We start from the raw sequence: 19,754 nt of genomic DNA, 5'->3' as shown, positions 1-19,754 counted from the left end.
TATGTGTTCGATGAAAAGACGCTCGCTTTGGGTGGTTTGGTTGCCGCATCTTGACGTGACCGATCTCAAGCGGACATCGGTCGGGCATTGGTCAGGCACTTTTGCGGGCAGAGCCGACCAATCAAGATCACTTGCCGGTGGAGGGCGGGCGTGTTGTCAGTGGCAGGTGCGAGGATGCTTCCCGTACTGGCCGACGTGCCCGTGTGCGGTGGGGGGATCTGCGGTGGGGGACCGCGGGGCAGCCTCGTCGCGGGCGCCCGCGACAGAAGGGACCGCTGACGGCGATGCAGATCCGGCTGACCGTCGTAGACCCGCTGGGGACGCGCCCCGAGGGACGCCCCGCGTCCTGCGACGTGCTGGTCACAGCACCCGCCGGGACCGCGCTCGCGGCGGTGGCCTCCGGCCTCGCCTCGGCGGTCGGGGGCGAGGGAGCCGGGGTGCTGTACGCGGGGGCGGAGCGGCTCGACGCACAGCGCTGCACGCTGGGTGAGCCACCTCTCATGGACGGCGCCGTGCTGTCCCTGGGCTCCCCCGCGGAGCCCGGTCCCGACCTCGACCCCGCCGCGGCACAGCTGCGCGTGGTGGCCGGGCCCGACGCCGGAGGTGTCCATTTCCTGCACGGCGGCCGGATCGACATCGGCCGCTCGGCCGACGCCGACGTGCCGCTGGACGACCCTGACGTCTCCCGCCTCCACTGCGCCGTGACGGTCGCGGCGGACGGCCGCGTCTCGGTGGCGGACCTGGGCTCCACGAACGGCACGACACTGGACGGCCGACGCGTGGGCGAGCGCCAGGTGCGGTTCGCGCCCGGGGCGCTCCTCCGGGTGGGCGAGTCGGCGCTGCGCCTGGCCCCGGCGGGCGAACCGGCCGTCGTGCGGGAGACCGCGCCGGACGGCGAGGGACACGTCCGGGTCGTGACGGCACCGGAGACTCCCGAGCGGGAACAGCCGACGCCGGCCACGGCGGGTCGTACGGGACAGCAGGCACCGGCGCCCGGAGCGGCGAGGGTGCCCCACGCGCGCGACGGGGGCGCCCGAGGTGACGGGGAGGGCGGGGGCGCTTCGGAGGCGGGGCCCCGCTTCCAGGTCGCGCCGCCGACCGCCGAGACACATCACGGATACGGCACCGCCGGGTGGGGCTCCGCCGAGGGCGGGCGCTCGCACGGGACCGCGCCCACACCCCAGGGGCACACGCCCGCGGACCCGACCGTCGTACCGGGGCAGGGCCGGGCGCCGCGGATCGAGAGCACGGACACCGGAGCACCTTCCGGAGCGGCCCCCAAGGAGAACCCGGACGCACCGGCTCCCGGTGAGGGCGGCCGAAAAGGCACTCCCCTCCGGGGGACACCCGTGCCGCGCGGTGTGCGCAAGCGCGGTGGGATCTCCGCATGGGCCAGGCGCCTGGCGGGCGGCCGGAGCGACGAGCCGGACGCGGAGCACGACGAGGCGTACGACGGCACGTACGAGACACAGGCAGCCGAGGAGCCCGTCGTCGCGGGCTCGTCCGCTCCCGAGCGGTGGCCGGATCCCGCCGCGCTGCTGCTGGCCGCGCTCGGACCGGGACCGCGGCTGTGGGAGCGCGGTCCGGGACACCCGGAGACGCTCACGGTGCGGCTCGGCACGGCGGACCGGAGCGCGCCCGACGGCTCCGGCCTGCTCCCCTCGGTGCCGGTGACCGCGGGTCTGCGGGAGGTCGGAGCGCTGGGCCTGGCCGGGCCACGCGGGCGCCTCTCGGGCCTCGCCCGCGCTGTGGTCGCCCAGCTCGCCGCGCTGCACTCGCCCGACGCCCTGGAAATCACCCTGATCAGCACGGACCGCTCGCGTTCCGTGGAGGAGCGCACCGCCGAGTGGTCCTGGCTCGGCTGGCTCCCCCATCTCCGTCCCACCCACGGCCAGGACTGCCGTCTCCTCCTCGCCTACGACCGCGAACAGGCGACGGCACGTACGGAGGAGCTGGTCCGCCGACTGGAGGACCACCTGGCGGAAGCGGGCCGGGCCTCCGTGTCCACCGGATCCACCGGCGGCGGGCCTCGCCTCGGCGGGGGCTCACCGGACGACAGCGGGGCCTTCGGGGCCGTACAACGGCCCGGCGAGCGACGGGAGCCGGGCGGCGAGCGGGGCCATGACGGTGGCGCGAGCGGCCGCGCCGGCACCTCGTCCTCACCCTCTCCTTCCTCCTCCGACGGCACGGCCCGGCCGAGGCACCCGTCCGACGACGACCCGGCGCGGGACGGTGAGCGCACCGGTTCCGGTTCCCCGGCGTTGCCCCGCGCCCACCCCACCGCACGCGACAGCAACATCACCCACCTGGGACTCCCCCGCAGCGGTACGCAGACCAGTGACGCGGCAGCCCGAGGGCGGGCCAGGCGGCCCTCCTGGGCGCGGTCCGACGATCCGGCGGAGACCGAGTGGCCGGGCCCCCACACCGTCGTCGTGGTGGACGGGGACCCCGGGTCGGCCGGGGTGCGGGAGGCCGTGTCACGGCTCGCGGCCGAGGGGCCCCAGGCCGGTATCCACGTCATCTGTCTCGTCGAGACACCGGCCGCGTCGCCCGCCTCACCGGTGACGGACACGTACGAGGCGGCCTGTGCGGCCTCGCCCGCCTTCCGGGAGTGCGGTGCCGTCGCGCTGCTCAGCGGTGACGTGGCGACGGCGCTGCGGCTGCTGCGCGTGGCGCACGGCAAGCAGGCGGGCGGTTCCCCGTCCGCCACGCAGGGCGGGCCCGTGGGTCACGGCACGGTCGCCGCCGTGGACGCCGTATCCATGGCCTGGGCCGAGCGGTTCGCCCGGGCGCTGGCGCCGCTCCGCGCGGACGGTGTGGCGGGTGAGCGACACACCCGGGTGTCCGCGCCGCTGCCCCAATCCGCCCGCCTCCTGGACGAGTTGGGCCTGGCGAGGGCCACCCCGGCGTCGCTGATGGCGCGCTGGGCGGACGCGGCCGACGACACGGAGGCGCTCGGTGGCCGGGCCACGGCCGTGCTCGGCGCCGGTCCCCGCGGGCCCGTCTCCGTGGACCTCGCGGTCGAGGGACCGCATCTGCTGGTCGAGGGCCCCTCGGGCAGCGGGCGTACGGAACTGCTGCGTTCGGTGGCCGCCTCACTCGCCGCCGCGGAGCGGCCCGACAGGATCGGCATCGTGCTCATCGACGGCCGGGACGGCACGGGCAGCGGTGGCGCGGCCGCGCGCGGGGACGGGCTCCAGGTGTGTACGGACCTGCCTCACGTCACGACGCATCTGGGCGCGCACGATCCCGTACGGATGCGGGAGTTCGCCCAGTCCCTGGCCGCCGAGCTGAAGCGGCGGGCCGAGCTGCTCGGCCGGCTCGACTTCGCCGAGTGGCACTCCCTCCAGGACCGACAGGACCGGCAGGACAGGCAGGCCCGACAGGATCGGCAGGACCGGCAGGGGGCGTCGGGCCGTGTCGTCGCCCAGCGCTCGGCCGGTTCGGCGGGTTCGGCGGCCAGGCAGGCAGGCGGTACAGCAGGCGGGTCCGCCGGTGCCGGGGACCTCGACACGCCCTCCAGTTCCACCCTCCGGCTGCGTCCCGTCGCGAGTCGGCCCCGGCCGGACGCGGGGCCTCCGCTCCCCCGGCTCGTCGTGGTCGTCGACGATCTCGACGCGTTGCTCTCGCCCGCGCTGGGCTCCCCCGGGCGCCCGGCCGCCGGTTCGGTCGTGCGGGCGCTGGAAGCCGTGGCGCGGGACGGGGAGCGGCTCGGGGTGCATCTGGTGGCTGCGACCGGGGGTGGGGAGCGGACGGACGAGACGGAGCTGGCTCGGCGGGCGACGCTTCGGGTTGTCCTCGAAGCGGTGGTGGCCGGGCCGGAGGAGCCCGCGCCCGGGCGGGGACGGCTCGGCGGACCGGCCGGTCGGTCAACGCCGTTCCAGGGGGGCCGGGTCACTGGTCGTATTCCTCGTACGGCGACTCTGCGGCCCACTGTCGTTCCGCTGGAGTGGGCCCGCATGGGTGATCCGCCCGCGCGGCGGCCCGTCCGCGAGCTGGGCAACGGGCCCACGGACCTGGCCCTCCTGGCCAGCGCCCTGGAGCGGGCCGCCCGCTCCGTCTCGGCGACGGAGGTGCCGTCGCTTCTTTAGCACCGGGTTCGTCCGGCGTTTTCTCGCCCCCGCCGCCCCTACCCATTCCCGTCACTACTCAGGGGCTTCGCCCCCGAACCCCCAAAAGATTGCGCAGTTCCCCGCGCCCCTTAGGTTTTTAGGGGCGCGGGGAACTGCGCGATCAGCCCCCACCGGCCCGCACCCGACAACGCACCCCCACGGGGTCTGGGGCGGAGCCCCAGAAGGACGGGAATGGGTAGGGGCGGCGGGGGCGAGAAACACCCCACGTCACGACGCGGTTACGATCACGGTCTTGACAGCGCAGGCGCTCTTGCCGCCCCCAAGCACACGGGCGTAGACCAAGAGCGCACGGACAGCGCTCGGACGTTCGACGAAGAACGGGGCAAGTCATGCGCAGCAACACGCTTCGTACACACAGGCCGCACCACAAGCCGCACAAGTCGCACAAGATGAGCAGGACCGCACGAACCGCGGCCGCCGTCGTCGCGGGGGCGATGGCGCTCACGCTCACGGCGTGCGGCGGAGACGACGACAAGAGCGACGAGGGCGGCGGGGGAAGCGAGACCGGCGGCAGCGCCGCCAGTGTCGAGCTCCCCAAGCTCGACGGCCAGAAGCTGGAGGTCGCGGCCGTCTGGACCGGCCCTGAGCAGGACAACTTCACCAAGGTCCTGGACGAGTTCGAGGAGCGGACGGGCGCGGAGGTCAGCTTCGTACCGACCGGCAACAACACGTCCACCTTCCTGGGCACGAAGATCCAGGGCGGCAAGCCGCCGAACGTGGCGTTCCTGCCGCAGGTCGGTGTGCTGCACCAGTTCGTCGACAAGGGCTGGGTCAAGCCCCTCGGCGCCGAGGCCCAGGCGCAGATCGACAAGAACTTCTCGACGGGCTGGAAGGACCTGGGCGCCTACAAGGGCAAGCAGTACGGCGTCTACGCGAAGGCCGCCAACAAGTCCCTGGTCTGGTACAACACGGCCGCGTTCGAGGCGGCCGGCATCACCGCGGAACCCAAGACCTGGGACGAGTTCCTCCAGACCGCCCAGACGCTGTCGGACGCCGGTTCGCCCGCGGTCTCCATCGGCGGCCAGGACGGCTGGACCCTCACCGACTGGTTCGAGAACATCTATCTCTCGCAGGCGGGCCCGGAGAAGTACGACCAGCTGGCGAAGCACGAGATCAAGTGGACGGACCCCTCCGTGAAGGAGGCCCTGACCACACTGGGCCAGCTGTGGGGCAAGGACGACCTGATCGCGGGCGGCAAGGCCGGCGCGCTGCGCACCGAGTTCCCCAAGTCGGTGACGAAGACCTTCTCGGGCGACACCCCGGCCGCGATGGTCTACGAGGGCGACTTCGTCGCGGCGAACATCAACGCCGACACGAAGGCCAAGATCGGAACGGACGCCAAGGTCTTCCCGTTCCCGGCGGTCGGCGACGAGTCGCCGGTGGTCAGCGGTGGTGACGTGGCCGTGATCCTGAAGGACGACAAGGCCTCGCAGGCCCTGATCACCTTCCTCGCCTCGACCGACGCGGCCGAGCTGTGGGCGGCGCAGGGCGGGATCATCTCCCCCAACAAGGAGATGGACCTGAAGAGTTACAAGGACGCCGTGGCCTCGGACATCGCCAAGGCGCTGCTCGACGCGGGCGACGACTTCCGCTTCGACATGTCCGACCAGGCCCCGGCCGCCTTCGGTGGCACCCAGGGCGCGGGCGAGTGGAAGGCGCTGCAGGACTTCCTGAAGACCCCCTCGGACGTCGAGGGCGCGCAGCAGGCGCTCGAAACGGCCGCCGCCAAGGCGTACAAGGGCTGACGGCAGCCCATGTCGTCGCAGGTGGCGACGGCGGGGGGCCCGGCAGGTCCGGTGCCCCCCGCCGGAAAACGCAAGAGTGTGATGGGTACCCGGCCGTGGGTGGCAGGACTGTTCCTGCTGCCCGCGATCGTGCTGCTCGGCGCGCTCGTGGTCTACCCGATCGGGTACTCGGTCTGGCGCAGTCTCTACGATGCCGACGGTTCGGGCTTCGTGGGGCTGGGCAACTACGGCGACATCTTCACGGACGACGCCACGTTCACCGCGGTCAAGAACACCGCGATCTGGGTGGCGGTCGCCCCGGCGCTGGTCACCGGGCTCGGCCTGATCTTCGCCGTGCTGACCGAACGGGTGCGCTGGGCAACGGCGTTCAAGCTCATCATCTTCATGCCGATGGCCATTTCCATGCTGGCCGCGGGCATCATCTTCCGGCTCGTGTACGAGGCGGACCCCGACCAGGGCGTGGCGAACGCCGTGGTGGTGGGCGTGCACGACACCTTCGCCGAGTCGTCGGTCTATCCGAAGGCACGCCCGTCGACCGAGAGCGACCTCAAGGCGTCCGGCGGGGGCTCCTTCACCTCCACGGGCACGGTGAGCGCGGGCTCCCCGGCCCTGATCCCGCTGGTCGGCATCGCCCCGAACAAGGTGCCCGGCAGCCCCGGGGACGCCAAGGCCGCCCAGGCCTCGGGCGACGGGGTGTCCGGCACGGTCTGGCTGGACTTCAAACTGGGCGGCGGTGGCGAGAAGGGCGCCATCGACGCGGGTGAGAAGGCCCTGCCCGGCATCAAGGTCGAGGCGGTCAAGGACGGCAGGGTCGTGGCCTCCGCGAAGGCGGGCGACGACGGTACGTTCACGCTGCCGGCCTCCGCCGACGGGGCCCAACTGCGCCTGCCGTCCTCGAACTTCGCGGCGCCCTACAACGGCGTCGACTGGCTCGGCCCGAGCCTGATCACACCGGCCATCATCGGTTCGTACGCGTGGATGTGGGCGGGCTTCGCGATGGTGCTCATCGCGGCGGGTCTCGCCGGGGTGGACCGCAACCTCCTGGAGGCGGCCCGGGTCGACGGGGCCAACGAATGGCAGGTGTTCCGCAGGGTCACGGTCCCTCTGCTCGCTCCGGTCCTCGTGGTCGTGCTCATCACGCTGATCATCAACGTGATGAAGATCTTCGACCTGATCTACATCATCGCCCCGCAACCCACCCAGGACGAGGCCAACGTCCTGGCCCTGCAGCTCTACAACTCGTACACCGGCGGTGGCGGAAACCTCGGCCTCGCCAGCGCGATCGGTGTGGTCCTGCTGCTGCTCGTCATGCCGGTGATGATCGTCAACATCCGCCGACTGCGAAGGGAGCGCCGACGGTGACCGCACCCTCCGTACCTCTGAAAGCCCCGCCGGAGGCCGCGGAAGCGGCCGGTCCGCCCGAGCGGTCGCTCGTCTCCAGGCTGGCGAGCGGCGCGACCGGCGGTGTGATGCGGGTCTTCCTCATCCTGATCGCACTGCTCTGGGTGACGCCGACGGTCGGGCTGCTCGCCTCGTCGTTCCGTGACCCGACCGACATCGCCGACTCCGGCTGGTGGACGGTCTTCAGCAAGCCGTCCCAGCTCACCACCGAGAGCTACTCGACCCTGCTCGGCAAGGAGGCGATCACCGACTCCCTGCTCAACACGATCTGGATCACCGTGCCGGCCACCGCCCTGGTCATCGTCATCGGGGCCATGGCCGGATACGCCTTCGCCTGGATGGACTTCAAGGGCCGCGACTGGTGGTTCCTGGCCGTGGTGGCGCTGCTCGTGGTGCCGGTGCAGATCGCTCTGATCCCGCTGTCCGAACTCTTCGGCGATCTCGGGATCTTCGGCACCATCATCGGTGTCGTCCTGTTCCACGTGGGTTTCGGCCTGCCGTTCGCGATCTTCCTGCTGCGGAACTTCTTCGCGGAGATCCCCCGTGAACTCCTGGAGGCCGCACGGCTCGACGGCGCGAGCGAGACCCGCCTGTTCACCACCGTGATCCTGCCGCTCGGCGCGCCCGCGATCGCGTCGCTCGGCATCTTCCAGTTCCTGTGGGTGTGGAACGACATGCTGGTGGCGCTGGTCTTCTCGGACTCCGACTCGCGGCCGCTGACCGTCGCGCTGACCGAGCAGACCCGCCAGTTCTCCGGCAACATCGAGACGCTGGCGCCCGGCGCGTTCATCTCGATGGTCATCCCGCTGGCCGTGTTCTTCGCGTTCCAGCGGCAGTTCGTGTCCGGTGTGATGGCGGGCGCGGTGAAGTAGCGTCCGGGACATCCGGGTCGGGCACCCGGAGTACACATCGCGAGGGGCGGGCCGCCATCGGCCCGCCCCTTCGCGTTCACCCGGGGTCCCCCACATGCCGCATCCGGCGTAACCCGGTAACCCCTTCGGCCGTTTCCGGGCAGTATGCCCGCGCCGACACAAGGATGTCCCTTGCCCCGGTTCAGTGTCATTGTCCCCGCGTACCAGGTGCAGGCATATCTGCACGAGTGCATGGCATCCGTTCTCGAACAGTCCTTCACCGACCTCGAGTTGATCGCGGTGGACGACTGCTCACCCGATGCCTGCGGCGCGATCATCGACGAGTTCGCGGCCGCCGACCCCCGTGTGCGGGCCGTCCACCTCAAGGAGAACGTGGGCCTCGGCCGGGCCCGCAACGCTGGTATGCGGTACGCGACCGGCGACTACCTGATCTTCCTGGACGGCGACGACACCCTCACCCCGGACGCCCTGCGGGCCATCGCCGACCGCGTCAAGGAGACCGGCGACCCGGACGTCCTGGTCTACGACTACGCGCGCACCTTCTGGTCGGGCGAGACGGTACGCAACGTACAGGCGGGCCAGCTCACCGAGGACGCGCCGGCGCCGTTCAGGCTCGACGACCGGCCGGGCCTGCTGAAGGTCCTCATGGTCGTGTGGAACAAGGCGTACCGCCGGGAGTTCATCGCCGGGGAGGGTTTCGCCTTCCCGCCCGGCTACTACGAGGACACCCCCTGGACGTCCCCGGTCCTGATGGCCGCCGAGACGATCGCGACACTCGACCGCGTCTGCGTCCACTACCGCCAGCGCCGCCGGGGAAACATCCTCGGCACGGTCAGCGACAAGCACTTCGACATCTTCGACCAGTACGACCGGGTCTTCGCGCATCTCGACGCGTACCCCGAACTGGCGCACTGGCGGCCGGTCCTGTTCCACCGCATGGTCGACCACCTGTCGGCCGTGTTCCTCAAGCGCGACCGGCTGCCGCACGGCTCCCGCGCCCAGTTCCTGCGCAAAGCCCGTGCCCACTACGTCCGTTACCGCGTACGGGCCGCCGACGTCCCGTCCGAGAACCGGCTGCGGCACGCGCTGGTACGCCTGGGCAGTCACCGCACCTACCGCTCGCTGTGGGCGGCGGTGCGGATCGAGCGAGGCGTCACGCGCCTCACCGGCGCACTGGCCCGGACCCTCCGCACGGCCGCACTCCGGCTGCACTACAAGGTCCAGCTCCGGCTTCCCGTCCGGGCCGACCAGGCCGTGTTCACCAGCCACGGCGGCCGCGGCCACGGCTGCAACCCGGGGGCACTGGAGTCCGCGTTCCGGACGTACGCGCCGGACGTGCGCACCGCATGGATCGCGCGCCCCGAGTTCCACCACACGATCCCGACGGCGACCCGCAGGCTGACTCCGGGCACCGCCGCGTACTGGACGGCTCTCGCCCGCTCCAAGTACCTCGTGAACAACACCGACTTCGACCGTCGGCTGGTCAAGCGCCCCGGCCAGATCCTCGTCCAGACCCAGCACGGCACACCGCTCAAGCACATGGGCCTGGACCTCCAGGAGCACCCGGCGGCGGCCCGCGGCACGGACTTCACCGCCCTGCTGCGCGACGCCGACCAGTGGGACTACTGCCTGTCCGCCAACCGCCACTCCACCCTCGTCTGGGAGCGCGTCTTCCCGTCCGGCTACACGACGCTGGAGTACGGCCAGCCGCGCAACGACCGGTTCCAGCAGGCGAGTTCGGCCGAAGTGGCCCGGCTGCGCGAGAACCTCGGCATCCCCGAGGGCGCGGTCGCCGTCCTGTACGCGCCCACGCACCGCGACTACCAGCGCACCCAGCGCACCGCGCTCGACCTGGAGCGGGTGCTGCGCCAACTCGGCCCCCGCTTCGTCCTGCTGGCCCGCGCGCACCACGCGTACGGGGCCCCGCTCGCGCGGAGCGGCGGCCGGCTCATCGACGTGTCGGACCATCCGAGCATCGAGTCCCTGTGCCTCGCCTCGGACGCGCTGATCACCGACTACTCCTCCCTGATGTTCGACTACGCGGGCCTCGACCGGCCGATCGTGATCCACGCGGACGACTGGGAGGCGTACGAGGCGGCTCGCGGGACGTACTTCGACCTGCGCGCGTTCCCGCCGGGTGCGGTGGCGCGCAGCGAGGACGAACTGATCGACATCTTCGCGACGGGCCACTGGCGCGGCTCCCGCTCCACGCAGCTCCGGTCGGCGTTCCGGGACCGCTTCTGCCCGTACGACGACGGGCACGTGGCCGAGCGGGTCGTTCGCCACGTCGTGCTGGGCGAGACGTCGGGGTTGCCGGCGGTGGTGCCGCTCACGGCGCGCAATCCCGCCCGGTCGGCGGCGGACCAGTCCGTCACGACGCCACTGGCCACGGTCCCCACACCGGCAGGCCAGGCCCCTTGTCTTTAGGGCGCGGGCCCTGTTGTCGGGTGCGGGCCCGGTGGGGGCTGGTCGCGCAGTTCCCCGCGCCCCTAAAAGCGGGGCTGCGCCCCAGGCTTTTGTCTTGGGGGGCGGTAGCCCTTGCCTTCAAGGGGCGCGGGGAACTGCGCGCTCAGCCCAAACGAACCCGCACCCAACACACCACACGGACCACCCACTCACCCAGGGGCGCGGGGAACTGCGCGACCAGCCCCCACTCACCCGCACCCCGCAAACCGACCGATCCACCCCCCGTCACAGAAAGAGCCCCGCACCACATGCCCCGCTTCAGCGTCATCGTCACCGCACAAGGCCTCGCGGGGCGCCTCCCCACCGCCCTCGACTCGGTCGTGACCCAGTCCTTCACCGACTTCGAACTGATCACGGTCTGCGACACCCCCGACTCCCCGGCGGCGACCGTCACCGGGGAGTACGCCGAAAGAGACCCCCGCGTCACCCACCCCACCGGCTCACGCGCCGCAGGCATGCACGCGGCCACCGGCACGTACCTGCTCTTCCTGAACGCGACCGACGTGCTCACGCCGGGAGCACTCGCCGCGATGGACGCCCGGCTCCGGAAAACCGGCGAGGTCGACGTCCTGTACCTCGCCCACGAGCGCGTGCCGTGGTGGGTGGGCGAACCGGTGCCGGAGGGGGGCGATGACGGCGACCCCACGGACGTACGGCACCCGGTCTGGGCCACGGCCTACCGAAGGGCGTTTCTCACCGATCACCAACTCACCTTCCCCGAAGGGCACTTCACGGACATCGGCTGGTCCGGGCTGGTGACCCTCGCGGCCGGGGAAACCGCCGCGCTGGACACGGTCTGCGTACGACGTCACGAGCGGCGCCCCAGCGCCAGCGGCGGCCGCACGACACCCGACGCACAGCGTCAACTCCTCGACCAGGTGGAGCTGGTGCTGAGGCGGGCAGCCGAACAGGACCTGGACCAGGACACATCGCGCGCCCTCTTCGACCATCTCTTCGCCGAGGTCCTCGACACGGCGGCCACGTCCTGCCGCAGGGCCTTCTTCCGCCGGGCGGGCAGGCTGTACCGCCGCCACCGTCCGCGCGGCCACCGCGCCAAGGGTCTGCGCGGGCGGCTGCTGGCGCGCGGCGCGTACGCCACGTTCCGCGCGCTCCTCGGTGCCGAGCGACGGTCGGAGCGGGCCCGCGCGTTCGCGATCCGCGCCGCCCGCAGATGGCGGCGCGGCCGCCCCCACGGCCCGTACCGGCGGTACCTCCGCAGGTCCCTCGACGAGAACCTCGCCGTCTACGCGGCGTACTGGGGCCGCGGCTACGCCTGCAACCCGGCCGCCATCCACCGCAAGGCACGCGAACTCGCCCCGCACATCAGGTCGGTGTTCCTGGTGCGGGAGCAGGACGCGGCGAACATGCCCGAGGACGTGGAGAGCGTGGTGATCGGGAGCAGGCGGTACTGGGAGGTGATGGCCCGGGCCAAGTACACGTTCAACAACGTCAACTTCGAGACAGCCGTGGTCAAACGCCCCGGGACCGTGCACGTCCAGACCCATCACGGGACGCCGCTGAAGCGGATGGGCGTCGACCAGATCGAGTACCGGGCGGTCGCCGCGGCCACCGGAAGCTTCGGCCGGCTGATGGAGCGCGCGGACCGCTGGGACTACTCCCTCTCCTCCAACGCGCACTCCACGGAGGTCTGGTCGGGCGCCTACCCCAGCGCCTTCACGCACCTGGAGTACGGCTATCCACGCAACGACCGCTTCTACACGGCGGATCCGGCCGAGGTCACCGCGATCCGCGAGCGGCTCGGCATTCCCGAGGACCGGGTGGCACTGCTGTACGCGCCGACGTACCGCGACTATCCGCGTGATGTGTCGGCCCAGTTCGACCTGGCCCGATTCTGTGCGGAGCTGGGACCGGAGTTCATGGTGCTGCTGCGGGCGCACTACTTCCTCGAAGGCGACGCGGACCTCCAACAGGCCGTGGCCTCCGGCCGGTTGATCGACGTCACGGCCTCTCGGGAGACCGAGGACATCTGTCTGGCCTCGGACGCCCTGATCACGGACTACTCGTCGATCATGTTCGACTACGCCAACCTGGACCGGCCGATCGTGACGTACGCCGACGACTGGGACGTCTACCGGGACACCCGGGGCGTCTACTTCGACCTGCTGGCCGAGCCGCCCGGTCATGTCGCCCGTACGCAGGACGAGTTGATCCGGGTCTTCACGACGGGCGAGTGGGCGGACGAGCGGTCCGCCGGGCTGCGGGACCGGTTCCGGGAGCGCTTCTGCCGGTTCGACGACGGGCGGGCCGCCGAGCGGGTCGTACGGCGGGTGCTGCTGGGGCAGCCCGAGGAGGAGCTGCCGCCGGTGGTGCCGTTGCACGAACGCCTCCCCGTTCCGGCGGCGAGACCGGCGGTCGTCGTCGGCCCACCGGCCCACGCACCGGCCCGCTGATGCCTCCGTCAAGTCCCCCGAAATCCCCGCCGGTTCCCGGACCTGGAGGTGCCATGCCCCGCTTCAGCATCGTCGTGCCCGTCCACAACGTGCAGGGCTATCTGCGCGTATGCCTGGAGTCGGTCCTCGACCAGTCGTACGGCGACTTCGAGCTGATCGTCGTCAACGACTGCTCCCCGGACGGGAGTTCGGCGATCATCGACGAGTTCGCGGCCCGTGACGAGCGGGTCGTGCCCGTCCATCTGCCGGTCAACGGCGGTATCGGCCCGGCCCGCAACCATGGCGCGAAGCTGGCGCGGGGCGAGTACCTGCTGTTCCTCGACAGCGACGACAGCTACACACCGGGCACCCTGCGGGCGATCGCCGAGCGCATCGACACGACCTCGCGGCCTGACATCGTCCTGTTCGACTACGCGCGCACGCACTGGCACGGCGCGGTGAAGCGCAACCGGGACGCGGCGGTCTTCGAGGCGCCGGGCCCCGAGGTGTTCACGGTCGCCGAACGCCCCGATCTGCTCGACCTGTTCACGGTCGTCTGGAACAAGGCGTACCGCCTCGACTTCTTCCGCGAGGGCGGTTTCACCTTCCCCACCGGCTTCTACGAGGACGCCGTGGTCGTCTACCAGACGCTGTGGACGGCCCGCACGATCACGCTCGTCGACCGGATCTGCGTGTACTACCGGCAGCGCCGCCGGGGCAACGCGATGCGCACGCCGAGCCGCGAGCACTTCGAGGTGTTCGCGCAGTACGAGCGGCTGTTCCGGTTCATCGCCGAGCGGCCGGAGCTTGAGCGGTGGCGCGGGTTCCTCTACGACCACATGGCGGACCACTACCTCTTCATCCTCCGCCAGCAGGACCGCGTACCGCCGTCGGCCCGCCCCGAGTTCCACCGGCGGGCGGCGCGGGACCTGCGGACGTACCGCCCGAGCGGACACCGGCTCGGTGAGCAGATCCCGCGGGTGTCCTTCACGCTGCTCGCCCGGGCCCCGTACGCCCTCTACGGCCTGCACCGCACGGCCGCCGTGCGGCGGGCGGGCCTGCGCAGGCGCTACCGGGTCTGGCGACGGCGACTGCGCAGGGTGCTGCTCGCGACGCACCGACGGCTGGTCCTGCGGCGGGCACTCGACCCCAACCTGGCCGTGTACTCGGCCTTCTCGCACCGGGGCGTCCTGGGCGATCCGGCCGCGATCCACCGCAAGGCGCGGGAGATCGCCCCGCACATCCGGGGTGTGTGGGTGGTCGGGAAGGAGTACGTGGACACGCTGCCGCCGGACATCGAGCACGTCCTGCCGGGCAGCCGGGCGTACCGGAAGGTGACGGCGAGGGCCAAGTACCTGGTCAACAACGTCAATTGGGCGAACGACCTGGTCAAGCGCGAGGGCGCGGTGCACATCCACACCCACCAGGGCACCCCGCTCAAGTCGATGGGCGCGGACCTGCTCAAGTACCCAGGCGCGCGACGGGGTTTCAGCGTCCCGAAGATGCTGAGGCGCGCCGACCGCTGGGACTACAGCCTGGTCGCTAACGCGCACTCGGAGCTGGTCTGGGACCGCGCGTACCCCTGCGACTTCGTGTCCCTGCGCTCGGGCAGCCCGCGCAACGACTGCCTGGTCCGGCCGGAGCCGGGCCGGCGGGAGGCGGTGCGGGAGCGGCTGGGTGTTCCGGACGAGCGGACCCTGATCCTGTACGCGCCGACCAACCGCGACCACCGTCAGGGCGGTTACGCGCCCGACTGCGACCTGGAGCGTCTGGTCGCGGGGCTGCCGGGCGACCACGTCCTGGCGGTCCGCCTCCACCCATCACTGGCCCAGCGCCACGAACGCGGCCTGGAACTCAAGGACTTGGCGCGGCGGGGTGTGCTCCTGGACGTCACCGACGAGCCGAACGTCGAGGACCTGATGCTCGCCTCGGACGCGCTGATCACCGACTACTCGTCCCTGATGTTCGACTACGCCCACCTCGACCGGCCGATCGTCCTGCATGCCTACGACTGGGACACCTACCTCGCCGGACGCGGCACGTACTTCGACGTGACCGAGCGCCCGCCGGGTCATGTGGCGCGCGACGAGGGCGAGTTGGCGCGGCTGTTCGCGTCGGGCGCGTGGCGGGACGAGGAGGCGGCGCGGCTGCGGGAGGCCTTCCGGGAGCGGTTCGGCGGTTACGACGACGGGCGGGCGTCGGAGCGGGTCGTACGGCTGCTGATGCTCGGCGAGGACCTGGCCGCCGTGCCGCCCACGGTCCCCGCGCCCGGCGTCCCGAGCGAGCAGCTGGCCCGCTCGTGAACGCTCGGCCCGCCGTGTGGGTGCTGTTCCTCGCCGCCCTCTTCGGCTGCCTCCAGCTCGCCAACGTCACCGGACGGGACACACCCGACAGCCGCAACTACCTGTCGTACGCGCTGAGTCTGGGCGGTGCGGACAAGGAGGAGGCGGCGGGGCGCACGATCGCGTACGTGTGCGCGAGCCGGGCCGAGACCGCGTCGCGGAACCACAGTGTGGACGTGCGGCGCTTCCGGGCTCCCGATCCGGGGCCGGAGGTCCGGGACGAGTGCCGGGGCTACTACGAGTGGAGCGTCGGCCGGCGGCTGGACGCGGGGCAGACGTCCGGGTGGACGGCGCCGTTCATGAGCGAGCGGTTCATGCGGATCTTCGAGGTGCGGCCCGGGTATCCGCTGCTGCTCGTGCCGTTCGTGACGGTGCTCGGGGTGACGTGGGGGCTGTGGGCGGCGGGGGTCTGTGTCGCGGCGGCCGGGGGCGTGCTGGTGTTCCTCGTCCTGCGAACGGTGGGCGTGCCGGTGGGGTTGGCCCTGACCGGGCAGGCGCTGTACTACGTCCTGCCGACCGGTGCGACCGCGATGCGGCCCATGACCGAGGGCACGATGATGGCGCTCACTCTGGCGGTGCTGTGGGGGTGTGCGCTGGTGTTGCGGGGGCGGGCGGGGGCCGCCGGGCTGGTCGGTGTCTCGCTGGCGCTGCTGTTCACCGTGAAGCACTCGCAGGCGCTGTTCCTGTCGGTGTGTCTGGCCGGGGGGCTCGGGGTGATCGGCCTGTACCGGAGGCGGGCGGGGCGGCCGGTCGGTGACGCCGTGAAGACGCTGCTGAAGGTGACCGTGGGGGCGGCCGTGGGCGTCCTGCTCCTGACCCGGCTGCTCCCGTACCCCTCGGAGTCCGACAGCCTTCAGGACCTCCTCACCGACCACTTCAACCGGCCGGACCGGGAGCGGGCGTGGTGGGAGTTCCTCCACCTGGAGCTCAACTTCTGGACGGAGTGGCTGCGGCGGCAGCTGGTCGATCCGCTGTTCCTGGCGCTGGTGGTCGCCGGCGGGTGGGGGGCGCTTCGGCGGTGGCCCGCCTTCGGGGTGCTCCTCGTCGCTGCGGCCGGCACCGGTGTGCTGAGCATCGCCGCCCATCCCGACATCCGCATCGACCGGTTGATGGTGATGGTGTGGCTGGTGCCGGTGGTGGGTGTGCCCTTGCTGTTGGCGGAGTTTTCTCGCCCCCGCCGCCCCTACCCAATCCCGTCCCTGACTCAGGGGCTCCGCCCCCGAACCCCCGCTCCTCAAACGCCGGAGGGGCTGAAAGATTGCGCAGTTCCCCGCGCCCCTGATCAGGGGCGCGGGGAACTGCGCAATCTTTAGGGGCGCGGGGAACTGCGCGACCAGCCACGACTCACCCGCACACACATCTCAGCCCGTCCGGCGTTTGAGGACGAGCGCGGCAGCGCGATACCGGGGGTTCGGGGGCGGAGCCCCTGAGTAAGTGACGGGAATGGGTAGGGGCGGCGGGGGCGAGGAAAGCTACTACTCGACGACGAGCTCCACCGGAATGTTGCCCCGGGTCGCGTTGGAGTACGGGCACACCTGGTGGGCCTGCTCGATCAGCTTGCGGCCGGTCTCGGCGTCCACGGACTCGGGCAGCTCCACGCGGAGCGTGACAGCGAGGGCGAAGCCCTCCCCCTGCTTGCCGATACCGACCTCGGCGGTCACCGCCGCGTCACTGACATCGACCTTCGCCATACGACCGACCACACCGAGCGCGCTGGCGAAACAGGCCGAGTAACCGGCAGCGAACAACTGCTCCGGGTTCGTGCCCTGACCGTTGCCGCCCATCTCCACGGGTATACCCAGCTCCAGGTCGAGCTTGCCGTCGGAGCTGTAGGCCCGGCCGTCACGGCCGTGGGTGGCGGTGGCGACAGCGGTGTAGAGCGCGTCCATGAAAACCATCCCTCTCAGGGTCAACGTCGTATCGGCGGGCCTTGACCGGCCCCCCTCACGACCACAAGTAGAGCACACAATTAAGTTGCGCACAACTAAATGATGCACCGGAGGTATCCTGGGGACATGACCACGACGCCCGCACCCGACCCCGCCGTACAGCACCCCGTACAGCACTCCGTACGGGACGAGGACTTCCTCCGCCTCGACCAGCAGATCTGCTTCTCCCTGAACGCGGCCTCCCGCGCCTTCGGCGGCGTGTACCGGGTCATCCTGAAGGACCTGGGGCTCACCTACCCCCAGTACCTGGTCATGCTCGTCCTGTGGGAGCACGGCGAGCTGCCCGTGAAGAAGGTCGGCGAGCACCTGCGGCTCGACTCCGGCACGCTGTCGCCGCTGCTGAAGCGACTGGAGGCGGCGGGCCTCGTACGGCGTGAGCGCAGTGCGCGCGACGAGCGGTCCGTGGTGGTCGGGCTCACGGACGAGGGCACGGCCATGCGCGAGCAGGCACTGCGCGTACCGCGCCGGATCGCCGCCGCGACGAGCTTCGAGCTGGACGAGATCCTCGAACTGCGCGCCCGGCTCGACAAGCTCACGGACGCGCTGGACGCGGCGGCCCTGGACGAGACCCCGGGCGGCGGCGCGTAACCACCGCCCACCCACGCATCGCGCATCACGCACCTCGCGCCACGTGCCACCGGGCACTCGACAGCAGCCGCACCCCCGCCCCTCACATCGTCGGAGCCCTCCGCACATACAGCCGCAGAATCGAGCCCTTCCGTACGAACTCCGCGCGCGGCACGAACTCCTCGCCCACGACGGTGAGTTTGACCCGCTCGGTCGGATCGCTCGGATACCAGGCCGACTTCAGCGCGTACGGCTCGGCGACCACCCACACGCGGTCCAGGCCGGCGAGTCTGCGGCGCAGCTCGTCCGGGCCGGTCTCGCGCCCGTAGAGCGTGCCGGAGACGGGTGCGGGCTCCTCCAGTGCGATGTCCCGCGTGCCCTGGAACCCCTTCGGGTACGCCAGCGCGGAGCGCCTGCCGATCGACGGCAGGAAGAGAACGGAGTCGCCGGGGCTCATCCGCTGGGCGGCCGCGGCCGAGACGACGGCGAGATTGTCGGGGCGGCGGGCGGGGTCCCGGTCCTCCCGGAGGACGGGGAGCTGCGAGACGAAGGCGAGGGTGATGGCCAGTACGCCGACCAGCGTGGCGGCGTACGGCACGCGGACGCCTCGTACGAGACCGGGTTCGGGACCGGAACCAGGACCGGAATCAGAATTGACACCGGCACCGGCACCGGCACCAGGACCGCCCGCCACGCCCCGCATCAAGCCATCCGCCTCACTCCGCCCAAAACCCACCCGCCGCGCCGCCAGGACCAGCCGTTCCGCCCCCGCCGCCGCCAGCAGGGGCGCCCCGGCGAGCGCGTACAGCACATAGCGGTCGTCGTAGAGCGGCCAGTGGCGCGAGACCGCGATGAGGGCCGCGGGCGGGAGGAGCAGGAGGGGCAGGGCGACCGTGGGGAGGGAGAGTTCGCCGCGGCGGGCCGGTGGGGTGAACGGGTGGCGCAGGGCGAGGGCGATGAGCAGCAGATACGGGCCGAGGACCAGCTGGGTCGGGCCGGTGAAGGAGCGCAGCAGGCGTTCGACGGTGCCGCCGCCCGGGGGCCGGAGCCAGGCGACCTGCTCCGCCTGGCCGCTGGAGATCAGGGCGAGCGGAAGCAGGGCGAGGAGGACGGCACCCGCGGCGCAGGCCCAGTCGCGCCACACGCGGCGGGGCATCCGGGCGAGGGCCAGGGTGGCGGCGTGCGCGAGCAGGATCAGTACCGCGAACTCGTGCAGCAGGACGGTGACGGCGACGACCCCTCCGTACGCGCACCAGCCGACCACGCGCGCGTGCCGGGCGAGCCGGCCCACGGGCTCGTCTCCCAGCTCCCCGCCCCCGTCCCCATTCCCGTCCCCGTCCCCGTCCCCACCCCCGTTTCCGTCCGCGTCGGCCGTCACCGCCCGCGCCAGCAGCAGCGTCGACGCCGCGACCCCGGCGGCAACCAGTGCGTACGAGCGCCCCTCCTGGGCGAAGTGCCCGGCCATGGGGGTCACGGCGTACAGAAGGCCTGCCCACAGGCCCACCCTCGGGCGGGCGAGCCGGGCGCCGAGGGCCGCGACCAGGCCCGCGGTCGCGGCGGCCGCGCAGAGCGAGGGGACGCGCAGGGCGACCTCTCCGGGGTGGACGGCAAGGACGGGGTGCATGAGGAGGTAGTAGAGGCCGTGCACCGCGTCCACGGAGTGCAGCAACTGCCAGATCTGCGGGAGCGAGCGCCGCGCCACCTGGAAGGTGACCGCCTCGTCCCGCCACATCCCGCCGCGATCGATCCCCCAGAGACCGATCCCGGACATGACGAGTACGGGTACGAGCACGGCGACGGCAACCTGCGGACGCTTGACGACCATGCCCCAGATTTTGTGCTATTAGTCAGCCTTCGAAGGTGATTGACCCGTCATCAGACGTTATATG

11 protein-coding genes are annotated in these 19,754 nt (G+C 71.7%); 9 read left to right on the top strand and 2 right to left on the bottom strand.

The genetic code is table 11. The features are described from left to right. Window positions 1–284: 284 nt before the first annotated feature. The 8 genes from ACIBEI_RS14040 to ACIBEI_RS14005 all read left to right on the top strand — a co-directional run bounded on the left by ACIBEI_RS14040 (window position 285) and on the right by ACIBEI_RS14005 (window position 16,662). Entirely contained in the window at window positions 285–4,091 is a 3,807-nt protein-coding gene (locus ACIBEI_RS14040; protein ID WP_398888418.1) for an FtsK/SpoIIIE domain-containing protein, read from the top strand. 371 nt (window positions 4,092–4,462) lie between these two features. Further along, window positions 4,463–5,878, top strand: a complete 1,416-nt coding sequence (locus ACIBEI_RS14035; protein ID WP_398888415.1) for an ABC transporter substrate-binding protein — start codon at window positions 4,463–4,465, stop codon at window positions 5,876–5,878. Window positions 5,879–5,959: 81 nt separating this feature from the next. Continuing rightward, window positions 5,960–7,240 (top strand): carbohydrate ABC transporter permease, encoded by a 1,281-nt coding sequence (locus ACIBEI_RS14030; protein ID WP_398888413.1) that lies wholly within the window; start codon window positions 5,960–5,962, stop codon window positions 7,238–7,240. A 107-nt stretch (window positions 7,241–7,347) separates the two neighbouring features. After that, window positions 7,348–8,151 (top strand): carbohydrate ABC transporter permease, encoded by an 804-nt coding sequence (locus tag ACIBEI_RS14025; protein ID WP_398888988.1) that lies wholly within the window; start codon window positions 7,348–7,350, stop codon window positions 8,149–8,151. Window positions 8,152–8,322: 171 nt separating this feature from the next. Next, window positions 8,323–10,578, top strand: a complete 2,256-nt coding sequence (locus tag ACIBEI_RS14020; RefSeq protein WP_398888411.1) for a CDP-glycerol glycerophosphotransferase family protein — start codon at window positions 8,323–8,325, stop codon at window positions 10,576–10,578. A 287-nt stretch (window positions 10,579–10,865) separates the two neighbouring features. Continuing rightward, complete coding sequence (locus ACIBEI_RS14015; RefSeq protein WP_398888409.1) at window positions 10,866–13,028, top strand: CDP-glycerol glycerophosphotransferase family protein; 2,163 nt, start codon at window positions 10,866–10,868, stop codon at window positions 13,026–13,028. Between the two features lie 53 nt (window positions 13,029–13,081). Next, window positions 13,082–15,310: a CDP-glycerol glycerophosphotransferase family protein gene (locus ACIBEI_RS14010; protein WP_398888407.1), complete on the top strand. Its 2,229-nt coding sequence runs from the start codon at window positions 13,082–13,084 to the stop codon at window positions 15,308–15,310. Beyond that, entirely contained in the window at window positions 15,307–16,662 is a 1,356-nt protein-coding gene (locus ACIBEI_RS14005) for a hypothetical protein (RefSeq protein ID WP_398888405.1), read from the top strand. Before ACIBEI_RS14010 ends, ACIBEI_RS14005 begins: the two co-directional genes overlap by 4 nt. 162 nt (window positions 16,663–16,824) lie before the next feature. Here the strand turns inward: ACIBEI_RS14005 and ACIBEI_RS14000 are convergent, their stop codons facing one another. After that, the gene (locus ACIBEI_RS14000; protein WP_189843537.1) at window positions 16,825–17,238 is read right to left on the bottom strand and encodes an organic hydroperoxide resistance protein; all 414 of its coding nucleotides are present in this window, start codon (window positions 17,236–17,238) and stop codon (window positions 16,825–16,827) included. 126 nt (window positions 17,239–17,364) lie between these two features. Between ACIBEI_RS14000 and ACIBEI_RS13995 the strand changes: the two genes are divergently transcribed. Then, window positions 17,365–17,886, top strand: a complete 522-nt coding sequence (locus tag ACIBEI_RS13995) for a MarR family winged helix-turn-helix transcriptional regulator (protein WP_398888403.1) — start codon at window positions 17,365–17,367, stop codon at window positions 17,884–17,886. Window positions 17,887–17,968: 82 nt separating this feature from the next. On the opposite strand, the gene ACIBEI_RS13990 is transcribed toward ACIBEI_RS13995, so the two are convergent. Next, the gene (locus tag ACIBEI_RS13990; protein ID WP_398888401.1) at window positions 17,969–19,690 is read right to left on the bottom strand and encodes a hypothetical protein; all 1,722 of its coding nucleotides are present in this window, start codon (window positions 19,688–19,690) and stop codon (window positions 17,969–17,971) included. Window positions 19,691–19,754: the final 64 nt, after the last annotated feature.

The sequence above is a fragment of the Streptomyces sp. NPDC050988 genome (assembly GCF_044456225.1).
Taxonomy (GTDB): domain Bacteria; phylum Actinomycetota; class Actinomycetes; order Streptomycetales; family Streptomycetaceae; genus Streptomyces.
This window is presented reverse-complemented; position numbering and strand designations above follow the sequence as displayed.